Raw genomic sequence first — 21,148 nt, forward strand, 5'->3', positions numbered from 1 at the left:
GTTAGTTATTTTATATTAACTGATATTGACAAAATAATAAACGTTTTCATTGGGTTTTTCCTATTTTTGGGCAAAATATGGCTGGTTTTCTAATGTGTGTAATACCTCACCAATGGTATGAAATGAGCCACAAACCAAAATCATGTCATCAATTTGGCTATGCTCAAGTGCGGATTGGGTGGCTTGTGCCAAGGTATCCACCAAATAAACAGTTTGAAAGTGTGGATTTAATGCGGTAGCAAGTTGAGCTTTGGCAGTGGCTCGAAAATGGTCGATAACCCCACTATGTACTGTGTCAATTGGCAAGGTTTGGAGTTTTGACAAAACTTTTTCGATATCTTTATCCGCTAACATCGAAAAAACCAAATGCAGTTTTGCAGTCGGATGGGTATCTTGGTAGTTTTTCCAAAATGGCAAAAATTGACCCAATAAAAAATCAATCCCATGTTCATTGTGCGCAACATCAAACACCCATTGACGCTCGGCAAGGTAGCGTGTATCAAAGCGTCCTGCCAGTCGAATGTTTGGCATTGCTTGGGCGATATGCGATTGGGTAATATTCAAACCACTGGCAAGTAAAGCGGTAATCGCTGTGGCGGTATTGTGGATAGATAAATTGGGCTTTGGCAACGACAACGTAACAGCAGAATTGCTGTATTGCCAGTTATCGAGATTTTCTTGGTAAGCAAATTCTTGATAAGCAAAATCTTTGGCATAGTGAATTAATTTGGCTTGGTGCTGTGCAATCAATGGCGGTATGGTGTTTGGCATATCGCTTTCACCATACACAAGGGTAATGCCATCACGCAAAATCCCTGCTTTTTCCACCCCGATTTTTTCACGGGTATCGCCTAACCAATCGACATGGTCAATGCCCACATTGGTAATCACGGCTAAATTCGGCTCAATGACGTTGACAACATCTAGCCTGCCCCCTAGCCCAATTTCGAGTACCCATACGTCACAATCACTTTGACTAAAAATCAAAAAGGCGGATAAGGTGGTCATTTCAAAAAATGATAAGGTCAAACCACAATCAAGGCGTGCTTGTTCGACTTGGGCAAAGGCATTGATAAGGGTTTGGTCATCGACCATCTCGCCATTGATTTTCACACGTTCATTAAATACCAATAAATGCGGTGACTGGTATAGGGCGGTTTTGTAGCCTGCGGTTTGGCAAATTTGGGCGATGGTGGCGGTGGTCGAGCCTTTGCCGTTTGTGCCTGCAACAGTGAAAACATAGGCATCGGTTTTTCCAATACCCAATTTCTCAAAGACAGGGATGACTCGCTCTAAGCCCATATCAATGGCAGAAACGTGAATACCCTGCATATAGTTAAGCCAGTCGGTTAAAGTGCTGTCAACAGTGGAAATTTTTTGCATTTTTATAGTAACCAATTTTCAATAAAAAAAGCGTATTAAGATTATACGCTTTTTTTTACCATCAAAACATCTTAGGATTTGTATAATAACTTAAATCAAAAACAACATTTTGAAAATTTGGGCATATACAATACGCCCCTACAGAGCCATCTTACTTTTAGTTGACACGACTATAGTAAGTCAGTTTTTCTAACATTCTAGCAATAGTATCTCTCAGTTGATGACGGTGTACCACTTGGTCAACCACACCATGTTCTGCCAAAAACTCAGCTCGTTGAAACGGCTCATCCAACACCTCACGCACGGTCTGCTCAATCACACGCTTACCTGCAAAACCAATCATGGCTTTTGGCTCGGCAAGGTGGACATCACCTAGCATGGCAAGGCTGGCAGTCACGCCACCATATACAGGGTTGGTCAATACCACGATATACGGAATCCCTGCCAAACGCAATCGCTCAATCACAGTTGCTGTGCGAGCCATCTGCATAAGGGACAGTAAGCCCTCTTGCATTCTCGCCCCACCGCTGGACGCAAAACATACCAATGGCTTCTGCTCGGCAAGGGCTTTTTCGCCTGCCAATACAAAACGGTCGCCCACCACTGACCCCATCGAGCCACCCATAAACTGAAAGTCAAAGGCACACGCCACCACATCGAGGTTTTTGAGCTTGCCTGTCATGGCAATCAAGGCTTCGGTTTCGCCTGTTTTGGCTTGGGCTTCTGCCATGCGGTCTGGGTAGGCTTTGCTATCGACAAAGCCGAGGGGATTACCTGCTTGGTATTGTTGCCCCAGTTCGTCTTGGATTTCATCAAAAAACCAATTTAGGCGTTTACGTGCGGTCATCGCCATGTGTTCATCGCAATGGGGGCAAATAAATTGGTTAAAACTCAAGGCGGTATTGGTGGTCAAAGCATTGCAATTGGGACAACGAGTTGACGGTTCAGTTTCGACCGCTGATAAATTTTGTTTTGGGCGTGGCTGAATAGTTGGTAATGGGCGGTGTAGCCATGTTTCTGATAGTTGTTGACCCATTGTGACAGGGGCATCGGTTGCGGTTTGGGCGGTCATGGGAAGTCCTTTTTAATTCGCTAAATTCAGTGTACAAGCATAGACTCAAAAGTTATCTGTCTATGCTAACTGATTTTTTGATAAATTGCCATGAGGAAAGTTATGTTGATTGGAAAATGACAAGGTAAACGATTTGCATTTTTCTACATCCAACTATTCGTTATTTCACCAATAACTTTGAACCCAGTTGCAGTTTAATCGCCGTCATCACCGTGGCATACACAGCCACACACGCCAACACAGCCCCTGACAACTTATTAATAACATTGGCAATTTTATTGTTTGTCACTTTAGAAAACAGCAACGAATACACCGACAAAATCCCATAATCCAACACCACCCAAATACTCACCAAAATCCCCATCGCCAACAGTTTATCTTCCGCCACGCCAAAAAACATCGGGAAAAATGCAATAAAAAATAACACATCTTTGGGATTGGAAATACCGACCAAAAAACCATCTTTAAAGAATTTTTTATCGACTGACGGACTATTGGTTTGCTTATTTAAATTGATTTCCACCCTATCTTTTAAAATACCAATCGCAAAATACAACACATACAACGAGCCAAACAACGTCAGCCATAGCAACGCCTGTTCGCTAATCGCAAATAGCCCTTGAATCACCGCCATTGATAAGGCTATCAGCAACAGCGAAGCGGTATTTGTCCCTGCGACCGTTTTGATACCTGCCTTAAAGCCATATTTGGTACTGGTATTCGCTACCATCACAGTAACAGGACCCGGTGTGCCTAAAAATAAAATAATCGCTGAAATATAAGCGATGATTAGGGGAGTATTTATCATCCTGCGTTCCTTATGGGCTTTAAAAACAAGGTTAAATGGTGCGTAAAACATACCCTTTGATTTTGAAATTTATAGCATTAAATCAGAAATAACCTTTTGATATCTTGGGCGTATGCAATACGCCCCTACAAAACCTATGTAATCTCTCATTTAAACAAATAAAAAATCATAAATTATCAATGGCTTGTCGTAATTCATCCATTTTTGCCAAAATATTGGCTTTTGCGGTGGCGATTTTGGCACTATCATCGCCCACATCGGCAAAGTGCTTGACTAGCTCACTACCAACAATCACGCCATCCGCAAACTTGGCAACGGCTTTGGCAGATGCCCCATCACGAATGCCAAAGCCCACACAAATAGGCAAATCAGTGCTGTCTTTAATCGCTTGCACTTGCTTGCCGACTTCATCAGTATCAAGCGTGTTTGAGCCTGTCACGCCTTTCACCGATACATAATAAATAAAACCACCGCCATGTTTTAGCACTTGCTCACGGCGTTGTGGTAAGGTCGTTGGGGCAAGCAAAAAGATTTCGTTCATGCCATGATTTTTTAGGTCTTGGGTAAACTCGCCTGCTTCTTGGGGTGGTAAATCGACCATTAGTAAGCCGTCCGCCCCTGCATCTTGGCAGAGTTTTAGGAAGTTGTCATAGCCGATGATTTCAACTGGGTTGAGATAACCCATAAACAGCACAGGCGTGGTGGTGTTGGTTTTGCGGAATTCTTTGACCATTTCAATCGCTTGGCGTGTGCTTGTGCCACCTGCTAAGGCTCGCTCGCCAGCCAATGAAATAGTTTGACCGTCTGCCATTGGGTCGGAAAATGGCAAGCCGACTTCGATGATGTCTGCACCGTGTTTGACTAGGTCTTGCATGAGTTCAACGGTGACGGTTGGGTTTGGGTCACCTGCCATAATGTATGGGATAAGGGCTTTTTTGTTTTGCTGTTTTAATGTGGCAAAAGTGGTTTCAATTCGGGTCATAGTATATATCTCAAGAATTAATAACGTATCTTTTATTGTACAAAGGTGTAAAAACATTAGATTCTATAATATCAATATAGCCAATAGTAAAAGTAACATTCATGTTTCTATCAGTATAAATAAACCTACTATCTAATACCTCTTCAATCACACTTCTTAACCTTTCCCGAATATCACTCATGGAATTTATCAAAATGTCTTTCATTGGCAATACAATAATTACATGATATTTTACATCTTTAGATTCCAAATCAGCAGTTACTGTACTAAAATGCTTCTCGATAGAATTCACAAAATATTCAATTACCTGTTTATCAATTCTATTAAAATCTATATATCTATATGATATCAATGTCTTATCATCATTTACTGTATGTGCACTAAAATCGAAACCAAAATCGCTGAATTTTAAGAAATTTACAATAAAATATTCTTCTTCCAACCATGTAAAGAGCTGTAATTCCATTTCTTTTTCACTAAATCTTGAGTTTATCTTCAGCCGACTACTCATAGTATGATTCACTTTGCCTACATCTTTAATTATTTCTTCAGATAAAGAAGTGTTAAGCATTTTTCTAGCATTTTCTAAAAACGATTCAGTGTTATAAATATAAAAATTTTCAACATCGCTTTCATGGCAAATTTCTGCTACTAATTCTGGTCTCGCAGAAATAACTTTTCCACTGACAGAAAGCATCCAATCATCTTTAGTATCATCAGTGATTAAAATTATATGTTTTTCGTTTTTTTCTTCAGCATATTCAATTAATTGCTTCCATAAAATTAAGTCACCAAATCCTGCCCTATAAAATAGACCATCATATCTATAATCATCTTTATTATTTGACTTCACGTTGTTTATGTCTTTAAAACTTGGTGGAATATTATTTTTCGCCCTTTCTTCACCATCCTTAAAAACATCATTAAGCCATTTTTGATTTTCAGGCTTTTTACCAACTTTGTTTTTGAATAGTTCTAATACTTTATTTAATGTTTCATCTTCATTTAAAGAGTTTGATAAACTTTTTTCTTTAATCTTATTCAATTCTTCCAAAACTTTGTTAGATAAATTTTGAAATTGTTCTAAAATAGGTTCTGCTTGAATATCTGAATGACGTTTATCAAGCTGTAATGCTTTATATTTCTTCTCAATATCGTCTATAGAGACTCTAATTGAACTCTTAAAATCATTCAAAACCTTATTTTGCTCTGAGATGACACTTAACCTATTCCTGTGAAACTCAAGTGCTACTTGATAAGGAATCCAAACTTTATCATTAATCTTATATAGAATCTCTAAGACTGCATCTCTCGTTTCCTTTTTATATCTATACAAGTTTAAAAGCACATTTGTATCAAATACAAATACTCCCTCATCCCACATTTTTTTGAATTCATCGTCAGTTGGTCGATAATAACCTTTAAACATATCCTTCATAATCAAACCTCAATCCCATCACGTTTCATCACGGTATGCAAATCTTTATCACCCCGTCCTGACAAATTGACAATAATCGTTTGGTCGGGTCGCATGGTTTTGGCAAGTTTTAACGCATAGGCAATGGCGTGCGAACTCTCCAACGCTGGGATAATGCCCTCTTTTTGGGTGCATTCTCGAAAGCCGTGCATCGCCTCTTCATCGGTAATCGCCACATACTGTACACGCTCCACATCTTTTAGGAAGCTATGCTCAGGCCCTACGCCAGGATAGTCAAGCCCTGCCGAAATCGAATGCGTTCCTAAAATCTGTCCATCATCATCCGCCATCAGATACGTGCGATTGCCGTGCAACACACCCACTCGCCCTGCATTCAATGGAGCGGCGTGGTTGCCAGTTTCGACCCCATCACCGCCTGCTTCGACACCATACATTTTGACATCGCTATCATTTAAGAAGTCATGGAACAAGCCAATCGCATTGCTACCGCCACCGACACAGGCGACTAGGGCATCAGGTAATTTGCCTGTTTTCTCGAGGTGTTGCTGTTTGGCTTCTTTGCCGATAATGGCTTGGAAATCTCGCACCAACATCGGATACGGATGAGGCCCTGCCACCGTGCCGATGACATAATAAGTGCTATCCACATTGGTCACCCAGTCACGCATGGCTTCGTTCATGGCATCTTTAAGCGTGCGTGTGCCAGAGGTAACAGGAATCACGGTCGCCCCAAGTAACCGCATCCGATACACGTTCATGGCTTGGCGTTCGACATCGTCCGCCCCCATATATACCACGCATTCTAGCCCCAATCGTGCCGCAATGGTGGCTGTCGCTACGCCGTGTTGCCCTGCCCCAGTTTCGGCGATGATACGTTTTTTGCCGACCATTTTGGCGAGTAAGGCTTGACCAATGGTGTTATTGACCTTGTGAGCCCCTGTGTGGTTAAGGTCTTCTCGTTTTAGGAAAATTTTTGCACCGCCTGCATCTTCGGTCAGACGTTTGGCAAAGTATAATGGAGTCGGTCTGCCGACATAATTGACCAAGTCTTGTTGAAATTCTTCCCAAAAAGCAGGGTCGGCTTTGGCGGTGTTGTAGATACGCTCGAGCTCTTCAAGGGCGGTCATCAAGGTCTCAGACACGAAGCGTCCGCCATGAATGCCGAAGTGTCCGCTGTCGTCTGGGTATTGGTTAAAGTCGCTGATGTTGTTTGGGTTGGTAAAGTTCATGGTTGTTCCTATTTTAATAATCAAAACATGATAATTTTGGCATGGTAAACTTACTTAAAAAATGTAATAAATTTTTGGTTTATCAGCTATTTAACTTATCTCTAACCACCATCAAGGCAAAACCCAGTAAATTTAAGCCATTCCAATTTAACGGATTAGCAATTTTTTCATCATCTTTGGCAAGCCCAACGCCCCAAATTTTATCAAATGGACTAGCCTCCACCAACACACGATTACCTGTATTTAGCAAAAACGTTTTCAAATCTTCATGTTGGCTAAACTTGGCAACATTGCCATTCACCACAATGTCAAAACGCTGTGCATTCCACACTTTTTCATCAAAATTGGCAACTTTTCGCCCCAACTCTTTGGCTTTTTTTGGATGACGATTTTTAGGGCTAATAATTGCCTCAAACATCGCTTTATCACCGAATAACAACGCTTTTTGAGCCATCATATAATGTTCAGCCGTTGGGTATCGCACATCATCAACGACAAAGGGCGAATCATACCATTGGCTAAAACAGGCATTACTCACCTGCCCGTCCGCTCGTGGCGTATGCCCCCAAAAGTATAGATATTTGAGTTTGTTTTTGGCTCGAAATTGACTAACAACCCAATCAATATCATATATTTGCATAATTTAAATCCTATTTATTCGTTAGCCTTTAAAAACCGTTAAACCTGCAAAAGTCTGAGCCGTTGGCATCACTTCAATACGATTGATATTAACGTGTTTGGGCTGTTCGACCAGCCACATCACCATATTGGCAATATCCTGTGGCGTGACAAACTGCACATTTTCATACACCTTTTGGGCTTTGGCATCATCGCCATGAAACCGCACATTGCTAAACTCCGTGCCACCGCATAAGCCTGGTTCGATATTGGTCACTCGCACCATTTTACCAAGCAAATCCGCTCGCAAATTGAGGCTAAATTGGGTCACAAATGCCTTAGTTGCCCCATACACATTACCGCCTAGATACGGATAATTACCTGCGATTGAGCTGATATTGATGATATAGCCGTCATTGTTGGCGACCATTGACGGCAAAATGGCGTGGGTGATATTGACCAAACCCAGCGTGTTGGTGTTAATCATCTGTTGCCAGTCGCTGATGTCGGCTTTGTCGGCGGTTTCTAGTCCGAGGGCTAATCCTGCGTTATTCACCAGTACGTCAATGTGTTGCAATAGGTCGCTTGGTAGCGATTGTAAGGCGGTTTGGGTAGCGGTCAAGTCGGCAATGTCAAAGGCAAGGGGGATAAAATTTTCGCCCAGTTGGGTTTTTAAGTCGTCCAGTTTGTCGGCTCGTCTGCCCGTACTGATGACGGTGTGACCTTTGTTGATAAAGTCGATAGCGATTTGTTTGCCAAAACCTGATGTTACGCCTGTGATTAAAATGTTCATGGATTGTCCTTATTTAATGGGTTATTTATTTTGTACTATTATTCTAGTACATTAGTATAAATACTTTTGCTAAATTTGCAATTTATTTCTAAATTTTCCAAACGATGTGTTATCAATTTTCCTCATCAAGAAAATTATGAAGTTTTTCTAGCGTATGTTGATGTGTTTCCTGTGAGCCTGATTGTGGATTAAAATAGGCAATATTATTTAGCAAGGCAAAAATCAACTTCGCTCTTTTACTATTTGGTTCGGATTCATCATATATTTTAATCAAATCATCCAATACCCAAATTTTATCATCGTAATAGATACCGCTATGGTCATGGGCTATTTCTTTAAATAAACTATCATATACTTCATCAATAATTTTTGAGGATGTATCATTATTTATGCTTTCAAGCTTTATCAAATTTTCCTGCAAACTCATAGCCACTTCCTTTAAATCAATTAATTTTTCTTAACTATTTATAAACGCCAATTACGCTTTTCAATCGTTCTTACACTTGGCTCATTTAACAAATTCGGTAAATAACGCATTAAATTCAATAACTCAGTATCATCTTTTTGCCCAGTAAAATCCGCAACTCGCACCAAATTCCCATAGTTACGAGCCAGTTTTTCGGGGCTATTATCAATCATAATCATCTGTTCAAGTGAATAGCGTTTTTTAAGTTTTTTCAAATCTTTGATATACACATTTTCATAGCGATAAAAATCCATGCGTTGCACACATTTTTCTCGTGAAAAAATAAACCGTAACGCTTGACGTTGTTCATCTGTAAAAATCATTTGGGTGACAATATCAGCGTACCAACTGCCCGATGATGTCCATACCGCTACATCCGCATGGGCAAAACAAAACGCTAGAAACTCTGTCAAACACGGTCTTTGATAGACAAAATAATCACCCACGATAAAATCATAATCGTTATGGATGATGTCATGGCTTGCATGAATCAGCGTTTCATCTAAGTCGAGAATGATGAGTTTTTTCATAAGCCACTACTTAACATTTGCTAAAAATTTCTGCATTTTCTCCACACTTTTAACACCTTTTGCTGACTCGATACCGCCACTCACATCCACACCCACAATCTGCCTACCCTCTTTCGCCAAACTCACAATCGCCTCGCCCACATTGTCCGCCGTCAACCCCCCTGCCAAAATAATCGGCAATGGTGAATCCTTTGGAATTTTCCCCCAATCAAACCGCTCACCTGTTCCACCAAATTTATCGGGATGATAAGCATCCAACAACACGCCACACGCCCCAAAGTCTTTCAGCTCTTGGATTTGGGCAAGCAAACTCTGCTCGGTGTCTTCGTCCGTCACACGCAAGGCTTTTATCCAACGCTTATTGACCCTATCCGCCATCAAATGACACAAATGAGCCGATTCATCGCCATGAAACTGTATCACATCAAATGGCATATGATGCGACAAATACACCAAATCCTGCTCTGGCATATTCACCACCAACGCCACAATCGTGACAAATGGCGGAACAGTTTTGGCAAGCTCATTCGCCTGTTCAACGGTAACGGCTCTTGGGCTTTGGTCATATAGCACAAAACCCACGGCATTCACGCCTAAGTCAATGGCGGTTTTGAGTTGGTCAGCGTTGGTAAATCCGCAGAATTTGACGCTAATAGGATTTGGAGTTGGATTATTCGGTGTCATTGAAGTGGTCATCTTGGTTTGGGTAGTTGAATTTAATACCAATTCCATGTAGGGGCGTAATGCTTACGCCCTTTAGTGCAAGATATCAATTTGGGCGTATTCAATACGCCCCTACTGGCAATTTTATTGGGAATGGTATCAGTTGCATTATAACGATAAACCCAACAAAAAACAGACATAAAAAAAGGCGTTTATTCAAAACGCCTTTTTCAAAAATCATCAAAAATTATGCCGTTTGAGCGTCTTGTTGCTCGTCAGACTTTTTGCATTTTTTACCAAAGCCACAGCAAGATTTTTGACCATCTTTTTGACATTTGCTGTCGTCAGATTTGGCGGTGTTGCGGTCGTATTTGTCACCAAAAATCGCCGATTTCATCGGACAGTAGCCTGCCACACCTGTCAACATGGGTACATAGCCGATTTTTGCCAATGCTGATTGGTTCTTTTTGCCCATACGCACGATGGCACAGCCTACGCCAATGCGAGCGATACGCTCAAGGGTACTCATATTTTTTGTCATGGTTTATTCCTCGTTGTTAATAAATGGGTTAATCAAATCATTATAAACCCAACACCGTGGACTATCTATGGCTTTTTCATAGGGCAAGTGTTAAGGTTTTATTACAACACATTCAGTGGTATTTTAAGGTATTGCACGCCATTGCTTTCTGCGGTGGGCAGTTGCCCTGCATTGATGTTGACTTGCACCGATGGCAAAATCAAGCGTGGCATGGCAAGGGTTTTATCTCGTTCGTTACGCATTCGCACAAATTCGGCTTTGCTTGTCCCATTTTTGACATGGATATTGCTCAATTTTTGGTCGCTGACACAAGCCGTTGGGGTGTGCGGTCTGCCCCCTGCTGGCGGATAGTCGTGACACAAGTACAGCAAGGTGTCATCTGGCAACGCAAGCAGACGTTGAATCGAATCGTACAAATCCTCGGCACTGCCATTGGGAAAATCACAGCGAGCCGTCCCCACATCTGGGGCAAAAATGGTATCGCCAACAAACACGGCTTGTTTTTCCCCATCATCAAACACATACGCCATATCGGCTGGGGTATGCCCTGCAACGTGCATCGCTGTGATGGTGATATTGCCAAGTTGTAGGGTCGTCCCCTCTTCAGTCAATAGGTCAAACTGACTGGCATCGGTGGCAAAATCTTCATCAAGATTAAAAATTTGTTTAAAGGTCTGTTGCACTTGGCTAATCGCTTTACCGATGACGATTTGACCGCCCAATTTGGCTTTGACATACGGAGCGGAGGACAAGTGGTCGGCATGGGCGTGGGTTTCGATAATGTACTCAACAGTCAGATTTTGGCTTTGGATAAAATCAATGACCTTGTCAATCGCTTGGGTACTGGTTTTGCCTGCTTTGGGGTCGTAGTCAAGCACAGGGTCGATGATAGCACATTTTTTGCTGATATTTTGAGATGGATTTTTGGCAAGATTTTGTTCAGCACTTTCATCGACTGCCACATGGGTGTAAGTTTCGGTATCTGGGTCTAAAAAAGAGTGGATATTCATAAAGTGACCTTATCAAAATACAGTTGTTGCGAGTGATTATATATTTTAACATTATATAATTCAATATAATATTTATCTATTCAAACATTTTATTTTTGGTTATAATATTGCTCTGACAATGAAGGAACTATGTATGAGTTTGACAATCGAAAGCCCCACTGCCGAAATGGCGATTCCCACTGCATCCGTGATGCCTACCAACATGGATACCACCATGTTATCGCAAATGCAAGCCTCAGCAGGTCAAGCCAGCCAATTACTCAAATCGCTGTCACACCCTGACCGCTTGATGTTGTTGTGCCAGTTGACGCAAGGTGAGTATTGCGTGAGCGAACTCGAAAAAATGGTCGGTTTAGGTCAGCCCAGTTTATCACAGCAGTTGGGTATTTTGCGTAAAGATGGCTTGGTCAATACTCGCCGTGATGGTAAGCAAATTTATTATTCGGTGGCAAGTGACGATGCGTTGGCGGTGCTAAATGTGCTGTATGAACGTTTTTGTCAATGTTAAAAGGGTATGTTATTCGACTTCTTTATAAACTGTTAAAATTAAACTAAAAACCATCATTTAACCCCACCCCCTTGCGAAGCAGTGCTTCTCACCCACTTAGCAGGGGAGGGGGCAGTTCTCCCCCTATGTAGGGGATTTAGAGGGGGTATGGAAAGAGGTCAATTAAATCCCCATGCCCAAGCCCTTATCCCTCCCCCAATTATTGTCATGGCTTACGTCCATTTTTCGCTTACCACATTGGTGGCGAACCTACCAAAAAGCCAATTTTAGCCAAGACATATTGGCAGGTCTGATTGTCGGTATTTTGGTAATTCCGCAAAGTTTGGGCTACGCCATGCTGTCTGGTTTACCGCCTGTGTACGGCTTGTACAGTGCGATTGTGCCAGTCCTTGTGTATGCATGGGTCGGCTCAAGTGCAGTGAATGCGGTCGGTCCTGTGGCGATTACCGCCATTATGACCGCCCAAGTATTAGCCCCTTACCATGACCTTAGCCCAGAGCAATATGCCACCATGTCGGCATTGTTGGCGTTGCTGACAGGGGCGATGTTGTGGCTTGCCAGTGTGTTTCGTTTGGGTTGGGTGACGCAGTTTATCAGTCGTGGCGTGACCGCAGGTTTTATCAGTGGGGCATCCATCCTTATTTTTATCAGCCAAATCAAATATTTGACAGGCATCCCCATCACAGGCAATAGCATTTTTCACAATTTATCGTCTTTTATCAGCCATTTCCACCAACTGCATTTACCAACCTTATTGCTAGCCGTGACTATCTTCGGCATTTTATTTATCAATCGTTATTATTTGGCAAATTGGTTAAAAAAGGGTCTAAAAATCAGACTAAAAAATCATACCCAAACCGTACCCCTATCGCAAGTTTCACCATCGCCTACCGCTCAATATGACCACAAAATCTCGATGTTTATCAAGCTATTGCCATTATTGGTGATGGTGGGGGCGATTTTGTTTAGTGTGGTGTTTGATTTTGAGCAACAGGGCATTCGCACTATTCAGCAGATTCCGCAAGGCTTACCGCATTTTGTGTTGCCGTTTTTACCCACGTCATTGACCCAACTGATTGACCTGTTGCCTGCGTCTGCATTGATGGCGTTGGTGGCGTTTGTGTCGAGTGATTCTGTGGCTCGTAGCTATGCTCGCAAACTCAAACAACCTTTTGATTCTAATCAAGAGCTTAAAGGCTTGGGGCTTGCCAATATGGTGGGGGCGTTTTTCCAAAGTTTTGCGGTGGTGGGGGGATTTTCTCGCACGGCGGTGAATGTCGATGCAGGGGCAAAAACTCCGCTTGCCAGTATCGTGGCGGTGGTGGTGATGGTGGTGGCGTTGATGTTGTTTAGTCCACTGCTCGCTCCCCTGCCCTATGCGATGTTAGGGGCGAATATCATGGTGGCGATTTTGGGTATGATTGACCTTGATACGCTCAAGCAAGCCTTTGCCAGTGACCGTTTGGATGGGATTGCGTTTTTGGTGGCGTTGGTTGGGGTGTTGGTGTTTGGGCTAAATATCGGCTTGGTTCTTGGGATTATGGTGTCGTTTGCAGGGTTGATTTGGCAATCGAGCCATCCGCATATTGCGATTGTGGGGCAAGTGGGTGATACGGGGCATTTTCGCAATATCAATCGCCATTCGGTCATCGAGCAAGATACGGTGTTGATTATTCGGATTGATGAAAGTTTGTTTTATGGCAATGCCGAATCGGTGCATGGCTTTATCACGCAAAGTTTGCTGACGCATCCGAGTTGTCGTGATTTGGTGTTGATGTTGTCGGCGGTGAATCATATTGATTTGACCGCCCAAGAGATGTTGGTGATGTTAAATGATGAGCTAAATCAACAAGGTATCACGCTTCATTATTCTGAGGTGAAAGGTCCTGTGATGGATATGATTGAGCAAACGGATGTGATTAAAAGTTTGCGTGGGAAAGTGTTTTTAAGTACGCAACAAGCCGTGAGGGCTTTAGAAAAATGCTAGTCGTTCACTGGACACCTGTTAAAAATACCAACATCAAAAAAATGAATTATCAAGATAATTCCACACCGGAATGAATTTGGGCGAATTTTGAAAATCAAAAAAAGTCAGTCTATGCTAAAATAGTCCAATGCTGACTTTTTAAATCTTATTAATTAAGGATAATAAAATGCCCAACAACACCGTATTTTCAGCCCAAATTTCGCCAGAACATATCGCCCTTATCAAACAACAAGGCTTTAAAACCATCATAAATAACCGCCCAGACCACGAAGAACCCAATCAACCATTAAACGCTGATATCGAAAAAGTCGCCAAAGAATTGGGAATGCCTTATCACTTTCAACCTGTAGTTGCCAGTAGCATTAGCAAAAAGGACTGCCAAGACTTTGCTGATATATTTAACAATGCGGAAAAACCTGTGTTTATGTTCTGCCGTACAGGTAATCGCTGTAATATTTTATTTCATCACGCAGAACAATTAGACTTATTGGATTAATCATGCCAAAAATCACCCTGTGGATAGACGCAGACGCAATTCCTAATGTCGCAAAACAGCTTATCGTCAAAACCGCCGAACGCACCCAAACGCCTACGATATTTGTCGCCAATCGTGCGATTGCCCTACCACGCCTGCCAATATTACAAATGATTGTCGTTGAAGGTGGTTTTGACAAAGCCGATGACTACATTGCCGAAAACTGTGTTAGTGGTGATGTGGTGGTGACTTCCGATATTCCGCTTGCCAATGACTGTATCGAAAAAGGGGCAAAAGTCGTCACCGCTCGTGGCTTTGTCTATGACAAAGACAATATCAAGCAAAAACTCAATATGCGTGACTTTATGGACACCATGCGAAGTACAGGCGTGCTAGAGCCACAGCAGATGGGCGGACAAGCCCCCTATAGCGACAAAGACAAACAACAATTTGCCAATATTTTAAATGCTTGGATTCGTTAATTTTATTTTTTGGAAATACTATGCTTAATCCGATTCACGCCATCAAACAGTTATACACGCTTGACATCGCCAACGCATCGACCACATTGGGGATAAGCCGTGAGGTGATTGAGCAACACGAAAGCGAGCTTGGTATTCAGTTACCGCCCATGTTGTATCATTATTTGCATGAACTCGGCAATGGGGATTTTAATACCCATTACCATCATTTTGTGGAATTGCCGTTTGAAAAGCTGGATGATTATGTGGTGATTGGCAAAACGTGCGATGATGACGGGGTTTGGGGCATTGCGTTGAAAGATTTGTCACAACATGACCCAATGGTGATGATGAGCCGAAACTTTGATGCGATTGAGCCAAGTGAAGTGCATTGGTTTAAAGAGTTGCCGTTAAGTGCATTTTTATTGGCTCAAGCGATTATCAATGGGGTGAATGGTGGTTTGGCTCACCATGCCCAAGTGTATGATTTTGCAGGGGATACCATTCCGCATGATTTGGCGGATAAATTAGTAAATCTAACCACAGAAATTGATGAATTACACCGACCGCATGAGCGTTATTTTCATGCCCCAACGCTTGATGGAGAAGATTTTGGCGTGGCGATGGTGGTGAGTGTGGATGAAGACAGACCCACCGCCTTTCTGATGGGGAGTCAACATCAAGGGTTGTTTGAGCAGTGGATTCAGCAGTTATTGGATTAAGTTTTACAAATAATTTAAAATTTGCTCTGCAATCACCTTCGCCAATCCAACAGGTACAGCATTGCCTATCATTTTATACCCATCATTGACATTGTCATAAATGAATTTGAAGTCATCTGGAAATCCTTGAATCCTTGCACATTCACGCACTGACAGCCTGCGATACTGGCTTGCATCCCCCACAAATGCAAACTGATTAACGCCAATATTTTGCATTTTTGGGGCTTGGGGATGTTGTGGGGCTTGTCGCCCACTGGCTTGAATGGTAAAAGATGGCTCATCCCACGACCGCAAACGATTACGGCTCATGTAGATGGGCGAATACCCCCCAACAAAATACTCATGGTTAGGAATTATGCAATCTTTGGCATTGGTTTTATTACTATCTTGGGCAGGTATGGCAGAATCTTGTAAATCCGCAATCACATCTTGTAAATGAATTTTCTGCTCATCCGCTATCGGTGCAGGAAATTCAAATTCCGTAATATTTAAATCATGGCGAAAGCCCACATAAAACACCCGTTTACGATTTTGGGCAACTCCATAATCATAAGCATCAAGCAATTTGATAAACACATGATAGCCTGCCTCTTCAAATAGTTGCACAATATTCTGCACCGCACTACTATGGCGTTTGGCAAGCATACCTGATACATTTTCTGCTACAAAAAACTTGGGCTGTTTGGCTTTTAAAATCCGAATATAATCAAAAAATAATTGCCCTCGCTCATCTTCAATCCCTCGTAATGCCCCTGCTTCGCTCCAACTTTGGCACGGCGGCCCGCCGATAATCCCATCACACGCAGGAAAATCATCCGCAGAAAATTGGCGGATATCCCCTTTTAGCAAAGGATTGGCATGATTATATTCGTAGGTCGCCCAAATTTTTTTATCATATTCATTGGCAATGGCGATATCAAATCCAGCTTGACGAAAGCCTAAATCCATCCCCCCTGCTCCTGCAAATAGGCTAATTATGCGTGGCTGAGTCATACCTCACCTCGCAAAAAAAAGCTAATCAGTTTCGCAGGTTTTAATTGTGCAGGATTATTGGGATTTTTGATATCAATATCGGTTAAAGTCGCATTCGCTGTGGTTGCAATAACATCAATGAGTTGTTGGCGATTGGTAAAGGTTTGCCATTTTTCATCATTGATAATGACCATAATATTCAACGCATGGCTAAAGTCACGTTGATAGACATAATCAAATACTTTGAAGGGGCTTTGAATATGCCACATACCACGCACACGCAAATCCGTGATACCTAAAGGGTCGACTTTTTTGATTTTACCCAACTCTTTGGTTTCGGTAAACTCGACACCCTCAATGGTTTCAACACCCATTTTGATACGATTTTTGATGGCTTGATAAACCTCATCATCGGCCGCATAGTCCACACCATACACCAAGGCTAACGATTCAAGTTTATTTTTATTGACCACGCCCACAACATATAGCATATCTTTTTGTTGCCAGTCTTCGGCAGTACGACAATGGGTGGTTAGCATGGGATGGCTGACGGTCAAAACCGCCTTGGGATAGCTTGAATTAAGGGCTAAATCAGCATTGCGACTTTCGATTTTTTTGACTTCAATCGCATCACCGCCTTTTAGCATCATGTCAGGCGGATTACTGGCATTACCAAGGTAGGAAAAATGCTCACTAACGGCTTGTAAACGTTGGCTTTCGGTCATGTCAAAACCATTGATAAACAAATCCTGCACATACCGCTCTAACGCATCACCCATGCTATTGGCACGATTGCGATTGACATAATTGGCTTGCAAATCGGTGATGGGATTTTGCAATAAATTTATCAAAGCATTGATAAGATTGTTTGACATAAAAAACCTAAATGCAGTAAAAAACCGCTATTTTAGCAAATTCTTTAGCGAAACATTAGGCTTTTTGAATCGGAAAATTTATCACCTCTTCGATAGCTTTCGTCCCTGTCGCTATCATCAACAGCCTATCAAGCCCTACCGCAATCCCACTACAACTGGGTAACACATCACACGCCTCAAGCAAATGCTCATCAATCGGCATCACAGGCAAACCCCGTTTTTTCCGCTCAAGATTATCTTGGTCAAACCGCACTCGCAATGCCTGTCCGTCCGCCAATTCATCATAAGCATTGGCAATCTCTAACCCATTGATATATAACTCAAAACGTCTTGCCACCAAGTTACCGTCTTTATCCGTCACCGTCTTGGCAAGCGAGGCAGTCGCCACAGGATAATCATAAATCAAGGTCGGCAAATTCTGCCCCAAATTCGGCTCAACCAAATGGCTAAATAGCACATCCAGCCAGCCTTGGTGGTCATCGCCCAAATCCATGTGAATACCATTGTCTTTTGCCACTGCTTGCAGGGTGTCGCAAGTAGCATCAAACGGATGGATTTTGACATAATCCATAAAGGCATCGACATAGCGATAATGGTCAAAAATCACAGGATAACCCAGCACGGCTGATATCAGTTCGTTGGTTTCTTTTGCCAAGTCGTCAAGGGTAAAGTTGGGGCGATACCATTCGAGCATGGTAAATTCGACATTATGGCGACTGCCGATTTCGTTGTCACGGAACACGGAGCAAATCTGATACATCGGCACTTGCCAATCCGCCAATAGGCGTTTCATGGCGAACTCTGGCGAGGTGTGTAGGTAGTAGGTTTTTGGGCGGTCATTGATGGTGACGTTGGCGGATACCGACTGTAAAAATATGTCGGTATTGCCTGCTTGCGACATGATGGGGGTTTGGACTTCGAGTACGTCACGTTTGGCAAAAAATTGGCGAATCGTGGCGTACATCTTGGCTCGGTGTTGGGCGGTTTCTAATGTGGCGGTGGGTTGGTATGTCATAAAATCAATCAATATCCCTTTTAATGTTCTCTAGTCGCACTAAAGGTAATTTCTGGATAACGTTCTTCCATCAACTTTAGATTGACACGGCTTGGGGCAAGGTACGTCAAATACCCACCACCATCCACCGACAACTGGTCATGGGCTTTTTTCTTAAACTTCTCAAACGTCAGCTTATCATCACAATGCACCCAACGCACCGTGGCAATGCTCACAGGCTCAAAGGTACACTGCACCTTATATTCCTCAAGCAGACGATGAGCCACCACTTCAAACTGTAGTACACCCACCGCTCCTAGAATCAAATCATTGTTGATTTGGGGCATAAACACCTGTGTCGCACCTTCTTCGGAAAGCTGTTGCAAGCCTTTTTGCAGTTGCTTGGATTTGAGTGGGTCTTTTAGCACCACACGGCGGAATAACTCTGGGGCAAAGTGCGGAATGCCTGTGAAGTTGAGTTTTTCACCCTCGGTAAAGCTATCGCCAATTTGGATCGTACCATGATTGTGTAAGCCGATGATATCGCCTGCATACGCCTCTTCCAATGCCTCACGGTCGCCCGCCAAAAAGGTCAAAGCGTCCGAAATTCGCACTTCTTTGCCAATCCGCACATGGTTCATTTTCATGCCTTTTTCGTATTTGCCTGAGCAAACTCGCATAAAGGCAATGCGGTCACGGTGTTTCGGGTCCATATTGGCTTGGATTTTGAACACAAAACCGCTAAACTTTTCTTCATCGGCTTTGACATCACGCTCAACCGCATGGTGGTCTTTGGGCGGTGGGGCGTATTGGGTCAGTACGTCTAGCACCATATTTACGCCAAAGTTACCAAGAGCCGTACCGAATAGCACAGGCGTTTGTCGCCCTGCCAAAAACTCGTCCGTGTCCCAATCCTCGTGAGCCATTTCGGCAAGTTCCAAGGATTCTTGAAACTCACGGAAGGCAATTTCACCGATTTTCGCTCGCACATCTGGATAGTCATAGCCATCACGGCTTTCGATTTCAATCAACTCTGTGCCATGACCTTTTTGATAAAAATAGGTTTTTTTATCGACCAAATTATACACACCAACAAAATCCTGCCCCATGCCAATCGGCCATGCCATCGGTACACATCTGATTTTTAACACGTTTTCGATTTCGTCTAACAGCGATAATGGGTCACGGATTTCACGGTCAAGTTTATTGACAAACGAAATAATGGGCGTGTCACGCATACGGCACACTTCCATTAGCTTGATGGTACGTTCTTCCACCCCTTTTGCCCCATCAATCACCATCAAGGCACTATCGACAGCGGTCAAGGTACGATAAGTATCTTCCGAAAAGTCGGCATGACCAGGGGTGTCGAGTAGATTCACCATGTTGTCGGCATACGGAAACTGCATGACCGAGGTGGTAATCGAAATACCACGCTCTTGCTCCATGCTCATCCAGTCGGAGGTGGCGTGTTTGTCAGTTTTGCGAGATTTGACTTCCCCTGCTCGCTGAATGGCTTGTCCCCACAGTAGCAGTTTTTCAGTCATGGTGGTCTTACCTGCATCGGGATGCGAGATGATAGCAAAGGTACGGCGTTTGTTGATTTCGGTCTGAAGTTGGGTCATAATCGGTCTTTATATTCAATCATAAAAATGGCGATTATTATAAGGCTTTAAGGGGTAAAAGGCTATAGAGCCATTGTCAAACGGTTTGACAAAGCCATCAATCCGTGACCCAATAAAAACCATGACCAATAAAAAAAGGGCGTATCAACTACGCCCTTACAAAACTTGTCTGTTTTTAGATTACATCACTATATTCACAATATTAACGTGCTGGTGCTAATGCCAAATAGGTTTGTGGATTCACCGCTTGACCACGTTGACGGACTTCATAATGTAAATGAGGCCCAGTTGAACGACCTGTGCTACCTACTGCTCCAATACGTTGATTTGCACTGACAGTATCCCCCACATTCACATAGTTAGCTGAATTATGGGCATAACGAGTTACTACACCATTACCATGATCAATTTCAATATAACGACCATAGCCATTACCCCAACCAGAGAAAGTCACCACGCCATTACCTGTGGCATAAATCGGCGTACCAACTGGGGCAGCAAAGTCCATCCCTTTATGGAATTGGGTTTTGCCTGTCACTGGGTGGACACGATAGCCAAAACCAGAACTCATACGTGCTGATGAGGTGATTGGGCGTACTGACAACATGCCATTACCGGGATTATTGCTATAATTTGAATAACCATTTAAAGAGGCATTATTGATAATTGTCACGCTAGATTGCGTTGAAAGTTTTTGAGCCAAAGACGCTAAACGGTCTTCTTTTTGTTGAGCTTGCTGGCTTAATTTTTGGATGGCTTCATTGATATCGCCTTGAGAAGATACATAAGTATCATCTTCATCATCCATGTCGGCATTTGACAAAGTAATGATTTTATTGCTATTAACTGGGTTAGCTGCTTGAGTTTGAACCGATACAACACTCATCAAAGTGACTAGGGGTAATAGGGTTAAGGCTAGTTTCATTCAGTTATCCTTTGGTCAGACCAAGTCAAATGCGATATCCGCACCGTCTTTGTTAATGCCTCTTATATAGT

At 42.7% G+C, this 21,148-nt stretch carries 23 protein-coding genes; 5 read left to right on the top strand and 18 right to left on the bottom strand.

The window, feature by feature from the left end; all coding sequences use genetic code 11:
• Positions 1-60 precede the first annotated feature (60 nt).
• The 13 genes from folC to ACK1U4_RS08420 all read right to left on the bottom strand — a co-directional run bounded on the left by folC (position 61) and on the right by ACK1U4_RS08420 (position 11,533).
• Complete coding sequence (gene folC / locus ACK1U4_RS08360) at positions 61-1,383, bottom strand: bifunctional tetrahydrofolate synthase/dihydrofolate synthase (protein WP_419401040.1); 1,323 nt, start codon at positions 1,381-1,383, stop codon at positions 61-63.
• Positions 1,384-1,540: 157 nt separating this feature from the next.
• The gene (accD, locus tag ACK1U4_RS08365; protein ID WP_419401039.1) at positions 1,541-2,455 is read right to left on the bottom strand and encodes an acetyl-CoA carboxylase, carboxyltransferase subunit beta; all 915 of its coding nucleotides are present in this window, start codon (positions 2,453-2,455) and stop codon (positions 1,541-1,543) included.
• 160 nt (positions 2,456-2,615) lie between these two features.
• Entirely contained in the window at positions 2,616-3,263 is a 648-nt protein-coding gene (locus ACK1U4_RS08370; RefSeq protein WP_419401038.1) for a LysE family translocator, read from the bottom strand.
• Positions 3,264-3,429: 166 nt separating this feature from the next.
• Positions 3,430-4,245, bottom strand: coding sequence for a tryptophan synthase subunit alpha (trpA, locus tag ACK1U4_RS08375; protein WP_419401037.1), 816 nt, complete (start codon positions 4,243-4,245; stop codon positions 3,430-3,432).
• A gap of 10 nt (positions 4,246-4,255) precedes the next feature.
• Complete coding sequence (locus tag ACK1U4_RS08380) at positions 4,256-5,683, bottom strand: PIN-like domain-containing protein (RefSeq protein ID WP_419401036.1); 1,428 nt, start codon at positions 5,681-5,683, stop codon at positions 4,256-4,258.
• Between the two features lie 2 nt (positions 5,684-5,685).
• Complete coding sequence (trpB, locus tag ACK1U4_RS08385) at positions 5,686-6,912, bottom strand: tryptophan synthase subunit beta (RefSeq protein ID WP_419401035.1); 1,227 nt, start codon at positions 6,910-6,912, stop codon at positions 5,686-5,688.
• Between the two features lie 82 nt (positions 6,913-6,994).
• Positions 6,995-7,552: an NADAR family protein gene (locus tag ACK1U4_RS08390; RefSeq protein ID WP_419401034.1), complete on the bottom strand. Its 558-nt coding sequence runs from the start codon at positions 7,550-7,552 to the stop codon at positions 6,995-6,997.
• 21 nt (positions 7,553-7,573) lie between these two features.
• Positions 7,574-8,323, bottom strand: coding sequence for an SDR family NAD(P)-dependent oxidoreductase (locus ACK1U4_RS08395; RefSeq protein WP_419401033.1), 750 nt, complete (start codon positions 8,321-8,323; stop codon positions 7,574-7,576).
• A gap of 112 nt (positions 8,324-8,435) precedes the next feature.
• Positions 8,436-8,750 carry a hypothetical protein gene (locus tag ACK1U4_RS08400; protein ID WP_419401032.1) on the bottom strand — a complete coding sequence of 105 codons (315 nt, stop codon included), beginning with the start codon at positions 8,748-8,750 and terminating at the stop codon, positions 8,436-8,438.
• 38 nt (positions 8,751-8,788) lie between these two features.
• Positions 8,789-9,319 (bottom strand): HAD family hydrolase, encoded by a 531-nt coding sequence (locus tag ACK1U4_RS08405; RefSeq protein ID WP_419401031.1) that lies wholly within the window; start codon positions 9,317-9,319, stop codon positions 8,789-8,791.
• Between the two features lie 6 nt (positions 9,320-9,325).
• Positions 9,326-10,015, bottom strand: coding sequence for a phosphoribosylanthranilate isomerase (locus tag ACK1U4_RS08410; protein ID WP_419401030.1), 690 nt, complete (start codon positions 10,013-10,015; stop codon positions 9,326-9,328).
• 214 nt (positions 10,016-10,229) lie between these two features.
• Positions 10,230-10,523, bottom strand: a complete 294-nt coding sequence (locus ACK1U4_RS08415) for a YgaP family membrane protein (protein WP_419401029.1) — start codon at positions 10,521-10,523, stop codon at positions 10,230-10,232.
• 101 nt (positions 10,524-10,624) lie between these two features.
• A complete protein-coding gene (locus tag ACK1U4_RS08420; protein ID WP_419401028.1) occupies positions 10,625-11,533 on the bottom strand; it encodes an MBL fold metallo-hydrolase in 909 nt (302 codons plus the stop codon).
• A 133-nt stretch (positions 11,534-11,666) separates the two neighbouring features.
• Here ACK1U4_RS08420 and ACK1U4_RS08425 point away from each other — a divergent pair, with 133 nt between their 5' ends.
• The 5 genes from ACK1U4_RS08425 to ACK1U4_RS08445 all read left to right on the top strand — a co-directional run bounded on the left by ACK1U4_RS08425 (position 11,667) and on the right by ACK1U4_RS08445 (position 15,686).
• A complete protein-coding gene (locus ACK1U4_RS08425) occupies positions 11,667-12,041 on the top strand; it encodes a metalloregulator ArsR/SmtB family transcription factor (RefSeq protein ID WP_419401027.1) in 375 nt (124 codons plus the stop codon).
• Between the two features lie 172 nt (positions 12,042-12,213).
• Positions 12,214-14,028 carry a SulP family inorganic anion transporter gene (locus ACK1U4_RS08430; protein ID WP_419401026.1) on the top strand — a complete coding sequence of 605 codons (1,815 nt, stop codon included), beginning with the start codon at positions 12,214-12,216 and terminating at the stop codon, positions 14,026-14,028.
• Positions 14,029-14,194: 166 nt separating this feature from the next.
• Positions 14,195-14,524: a TIGR01244 family sulfur transferase gene (locus ACK1U4_RS08435; protein WP_419401025.1), complete on the top strand. Its 330-nt coding sequence runs from the start codon at positions 14,195-14,197 to the stop codon at positions 14,522-14,524.
• A gap of 11 nt (positions 14,525-14,535) precedes the next feature.
• On the top strand, positions 14,536-14,985 hold the full coding sequence (locus ACK1U4_RS08440; RefSeq protein WP_419401102.1) for a YaiI/YqxD family protein: 450 nt from the start codon (positions 14,536-14,538) through the stop codon (positions 14,983-14,985).
• Between the two features lie 20 nt (positions 14,986-15,005).
• Entirely contained in the window at positions 15,006-15,686 is a 681-nt protein-coding gene (locus tag ACK1U4_RS08445; protein WP_419401024.1) for a hypothetical protein, read from the top strand.
• Between the two features lie 3 nt (positions 15,687-15,689).
• Here ACK1U4_RS08445 and ACK1U4_RS08450 read toward each other — a convergent pair whose 3' ends face one another.
• From ACK1U4_RS08450 to ACK1U4_RS08470, 5 genes are all read right to left on the bottom strand, one after another.
• Positions 15,690-16,679, bottom strand: coding sequence for a DNA cytosine methyltransferase (locus ACK1U4_RS08450; RefSeq protein WP_419401023.1), 990 nt, complete (start codon positions 16,677-16,679; stop codon positions 15,690-15,692).
• Positions 16,676-17,533, bottom strand: coding sequence for an NgoPII family restriction endonuclease (locus ACK1U4_RS08455; protein WP_419401022.1), 858 nt, complete (start codon positions 17,531-17,533; stop codon positions 16,676-16,678). Before ACK1U4_RS08455 ends, ACK1U4_RS08450 begins: the two co-directional genes overlap by 4 nt.
• 55 nt (positions 17,534-17,588) lie before the next feature.
• The gene (epmA, locus tag ACK1U4_RS08460) at positions 17,589-18,548 is read right to left on the bottom strand and encodes an EF-P lysine aminoacylase EpmA (protein WP_419401021.1); all 960 of its coding nucleotides are present in this window, start codon (positions 18,546-18,548) and stop codon (positions 17,589-17,591) included.
• A gap of 20 nt (positions 18,549-18,568) precedes the next feature.
• Positions 18,569-20,152, bottom strand: coding sequence for a peptide chain release factor 3 (locus ACK1U4_RS08465; RefSeq protein ID WP_419401020.1), 1,584 nt, complete (start codon positions 20,150-20,152; stop codon positions 18,569-18,571).
• Between the two features lie 202 nt (positions 20,153-20,354).
• Positions 20,355-21,077, bottom strand: a complete 723-nt coding sequence (locus tag ACK1U4_RS08470; RefSeq protein ID WP_419401019.1) for a M23 family metallopeptidase — start codon at positions 21,075-21,077, stop codon at positions 20,355-20,357.
• Positions 21,078-21,148 lie beyond the last annotated feature (71 nt).

Source organism: Moraxella sp. TY6 (assembly GCF_048551375.1).
In the GTDB taxonomy this organism is placed as follows: Bacteria; Pseudomonadota; Gammaproteobacteria; order Pseudomonadales; family Moraxellaceae; genus Faucicola.

What these genes read in the sequence shown, in the direction of transcription:
- ACK1U4_RS08380 (WP_419401036.1), bottom strand. Translation starts at nt 5,683, where the DNA reads ATGAAGGATATGTTTAAAGGTTATTATCGACCAACTGACGATGAATTC.
- ACK1U4_RS08370 (WP_419401038.1), bottom strand. Translation starts at nt 3,263, where the DNA reads ATGATAAATACTCCCCTAATCATCGCTTATATTTCAGCGATTATTTTA.
- ACK1U4_RS08435 (WP_419401025.1), top strand. Translation starts at nt 14,195, where the DNA reads ATGCCCAACAACACCGTATTTTCAGCCCAAATTTCGCCAGAACATATC.
- epmA (WP_419401021.1), bottom strand. Translation starts at nt 18,548, where the DNA reads ATGACATACCAACCCACCGCCACATTAGAAACCGCCCAACACCGAGCC.
- folC (WP_419401040.1), bottom strand. Translation starts at nt 1,383, where the DNA reads ATGCAAAAAATTTCCACTGTTGACAGCACTTTAACCGACTGGCTTAAC.
- ACK1U4_RS08390 (WP_419401034.1), bottom strand. Translation starts at nt 7,552, where the DNA reads ATGCAAATATATGATATTGATTGGGTTGTTAGTCAATTTCGAGCCAAA.
- ACK1U4_RS08420 (WP_419401028.1), bottom strand. Translation starts at nt 11,533, where the DNA reads ATGAATATCCACTCTTTTTTAGACCCAGATACCGAAACTTACACCCAT.
- ACK1U4_RS08445 (WP_419401024.1), top strand. Translation starts at nt 15,006, where the DNA reads ATGCTTAATCCGATTCACGCCATCAAACAGTTATACACGCTTGACATC.
- ACK1U4_RS08425 (WP_419401027.1), top strand. Translation starts at nt 11,667, where the DNA reads ATGAGTTTGACAATCGAAAGCCCCACTGCCGAAATGGCGATTCCCACT.
- ACK1U4_RS08400 (WP_419401032.1), bottom strand. Translation starts at nt 8,750, where the DNA reads ATGAGTTTGCAGGAAAATTTGATAAAGCTTGAAAGCATAAATAATGAT.
- ACK1U4_RS08410 (WP_419401030.1), bottom strand. Translation starts at nt 10,015, where the DNA reads ATGACCACTTCAATGACACCGAATAATCCAACTCCAAATCCTATTAGC.
- ACK1U4_RS08405 (WP_419401031.1), bottom strand. Translation starts at nt 9,319, where the DNA reads ATGAAAAAACTCATCATTCTCGACTTAGATGAAACGCTGATTCATGCA.
- trpA (WP_419401037.1), bottom strand. Translation starts at nt 4,245, where the DNA reads ATGACCCGAATTGAAACCACTTTTGCCACATTAAAACAGCAAAACAAA.
- accD (WP_419401039.1), bottom strand. Translation starts at nt 2,455, where the DNA reads ATGACCGCCCAAACCGCAACCGATGCCCCTGTCACAATGGGTCAACAA.
- ACK1U4_RS08465 (WP_419401020.1), bottom strand. Translation starts at nt 20,152, where the DNA reads ATGACCCAACTTCAGACCGAAATCAACAAACGCCGTACCTTTGCTATC.
- ACK1U4_RS08450 (WP_419401023.1), bottom strand. Translation starts at nt 16,679, where the DNA reads ATGACTCAGCCACGCATAATTAGCCTATTTGCAGGAGCAGGGGGGATG.
- trpB (WP_419401035.1), bottom strand. Translation starts at nt 6,912, where the DNA reads ATGAACTTTACCAACCCAAACAACATCAGCGACTTTAACCAATACCCA.
- ACK1U4_RS08395 (WP_419401033.1), bottom strand. Translation starts at nt 8,323, where the DNA reads ATGAACATTTTAATCACAGGCGTAACATCAGGTTTTGGCAAACAAATC.
- ACK1U4_RS08455 (WP_419401022.1), bottom strand. Translation starts at nt 17,533, where the DNA reads ATGTCAAACAATCTTATCAATGCTTTGATAAATTTATTGCAAAATCCC.
- ACK1U4_RS08470 (WP_419401019.1), bottom strand. Translation starts at nt 21,077, where the DNA reads ATGAAACTAGCCTTAACCCTATTACCCCTAGTCACTTTGATGAGTGTT.
- ACK1U4_RS08430 (WP_419401026.1), top strand. Translation starts at nt 12,214, where the DNA reads ATGCCCAAGCCCTTATCCCTCCCCCAATTATTGTCATGGCTTACGTCC.
- ACK1U4_RS08415 (WP_419401029.1), bottom strand. Translation starts at nt 10,523, where the DNA reads ATGACAAAAAATATGAGTACCCTTGAGCGTATCGCTCGCATTGGCGTA.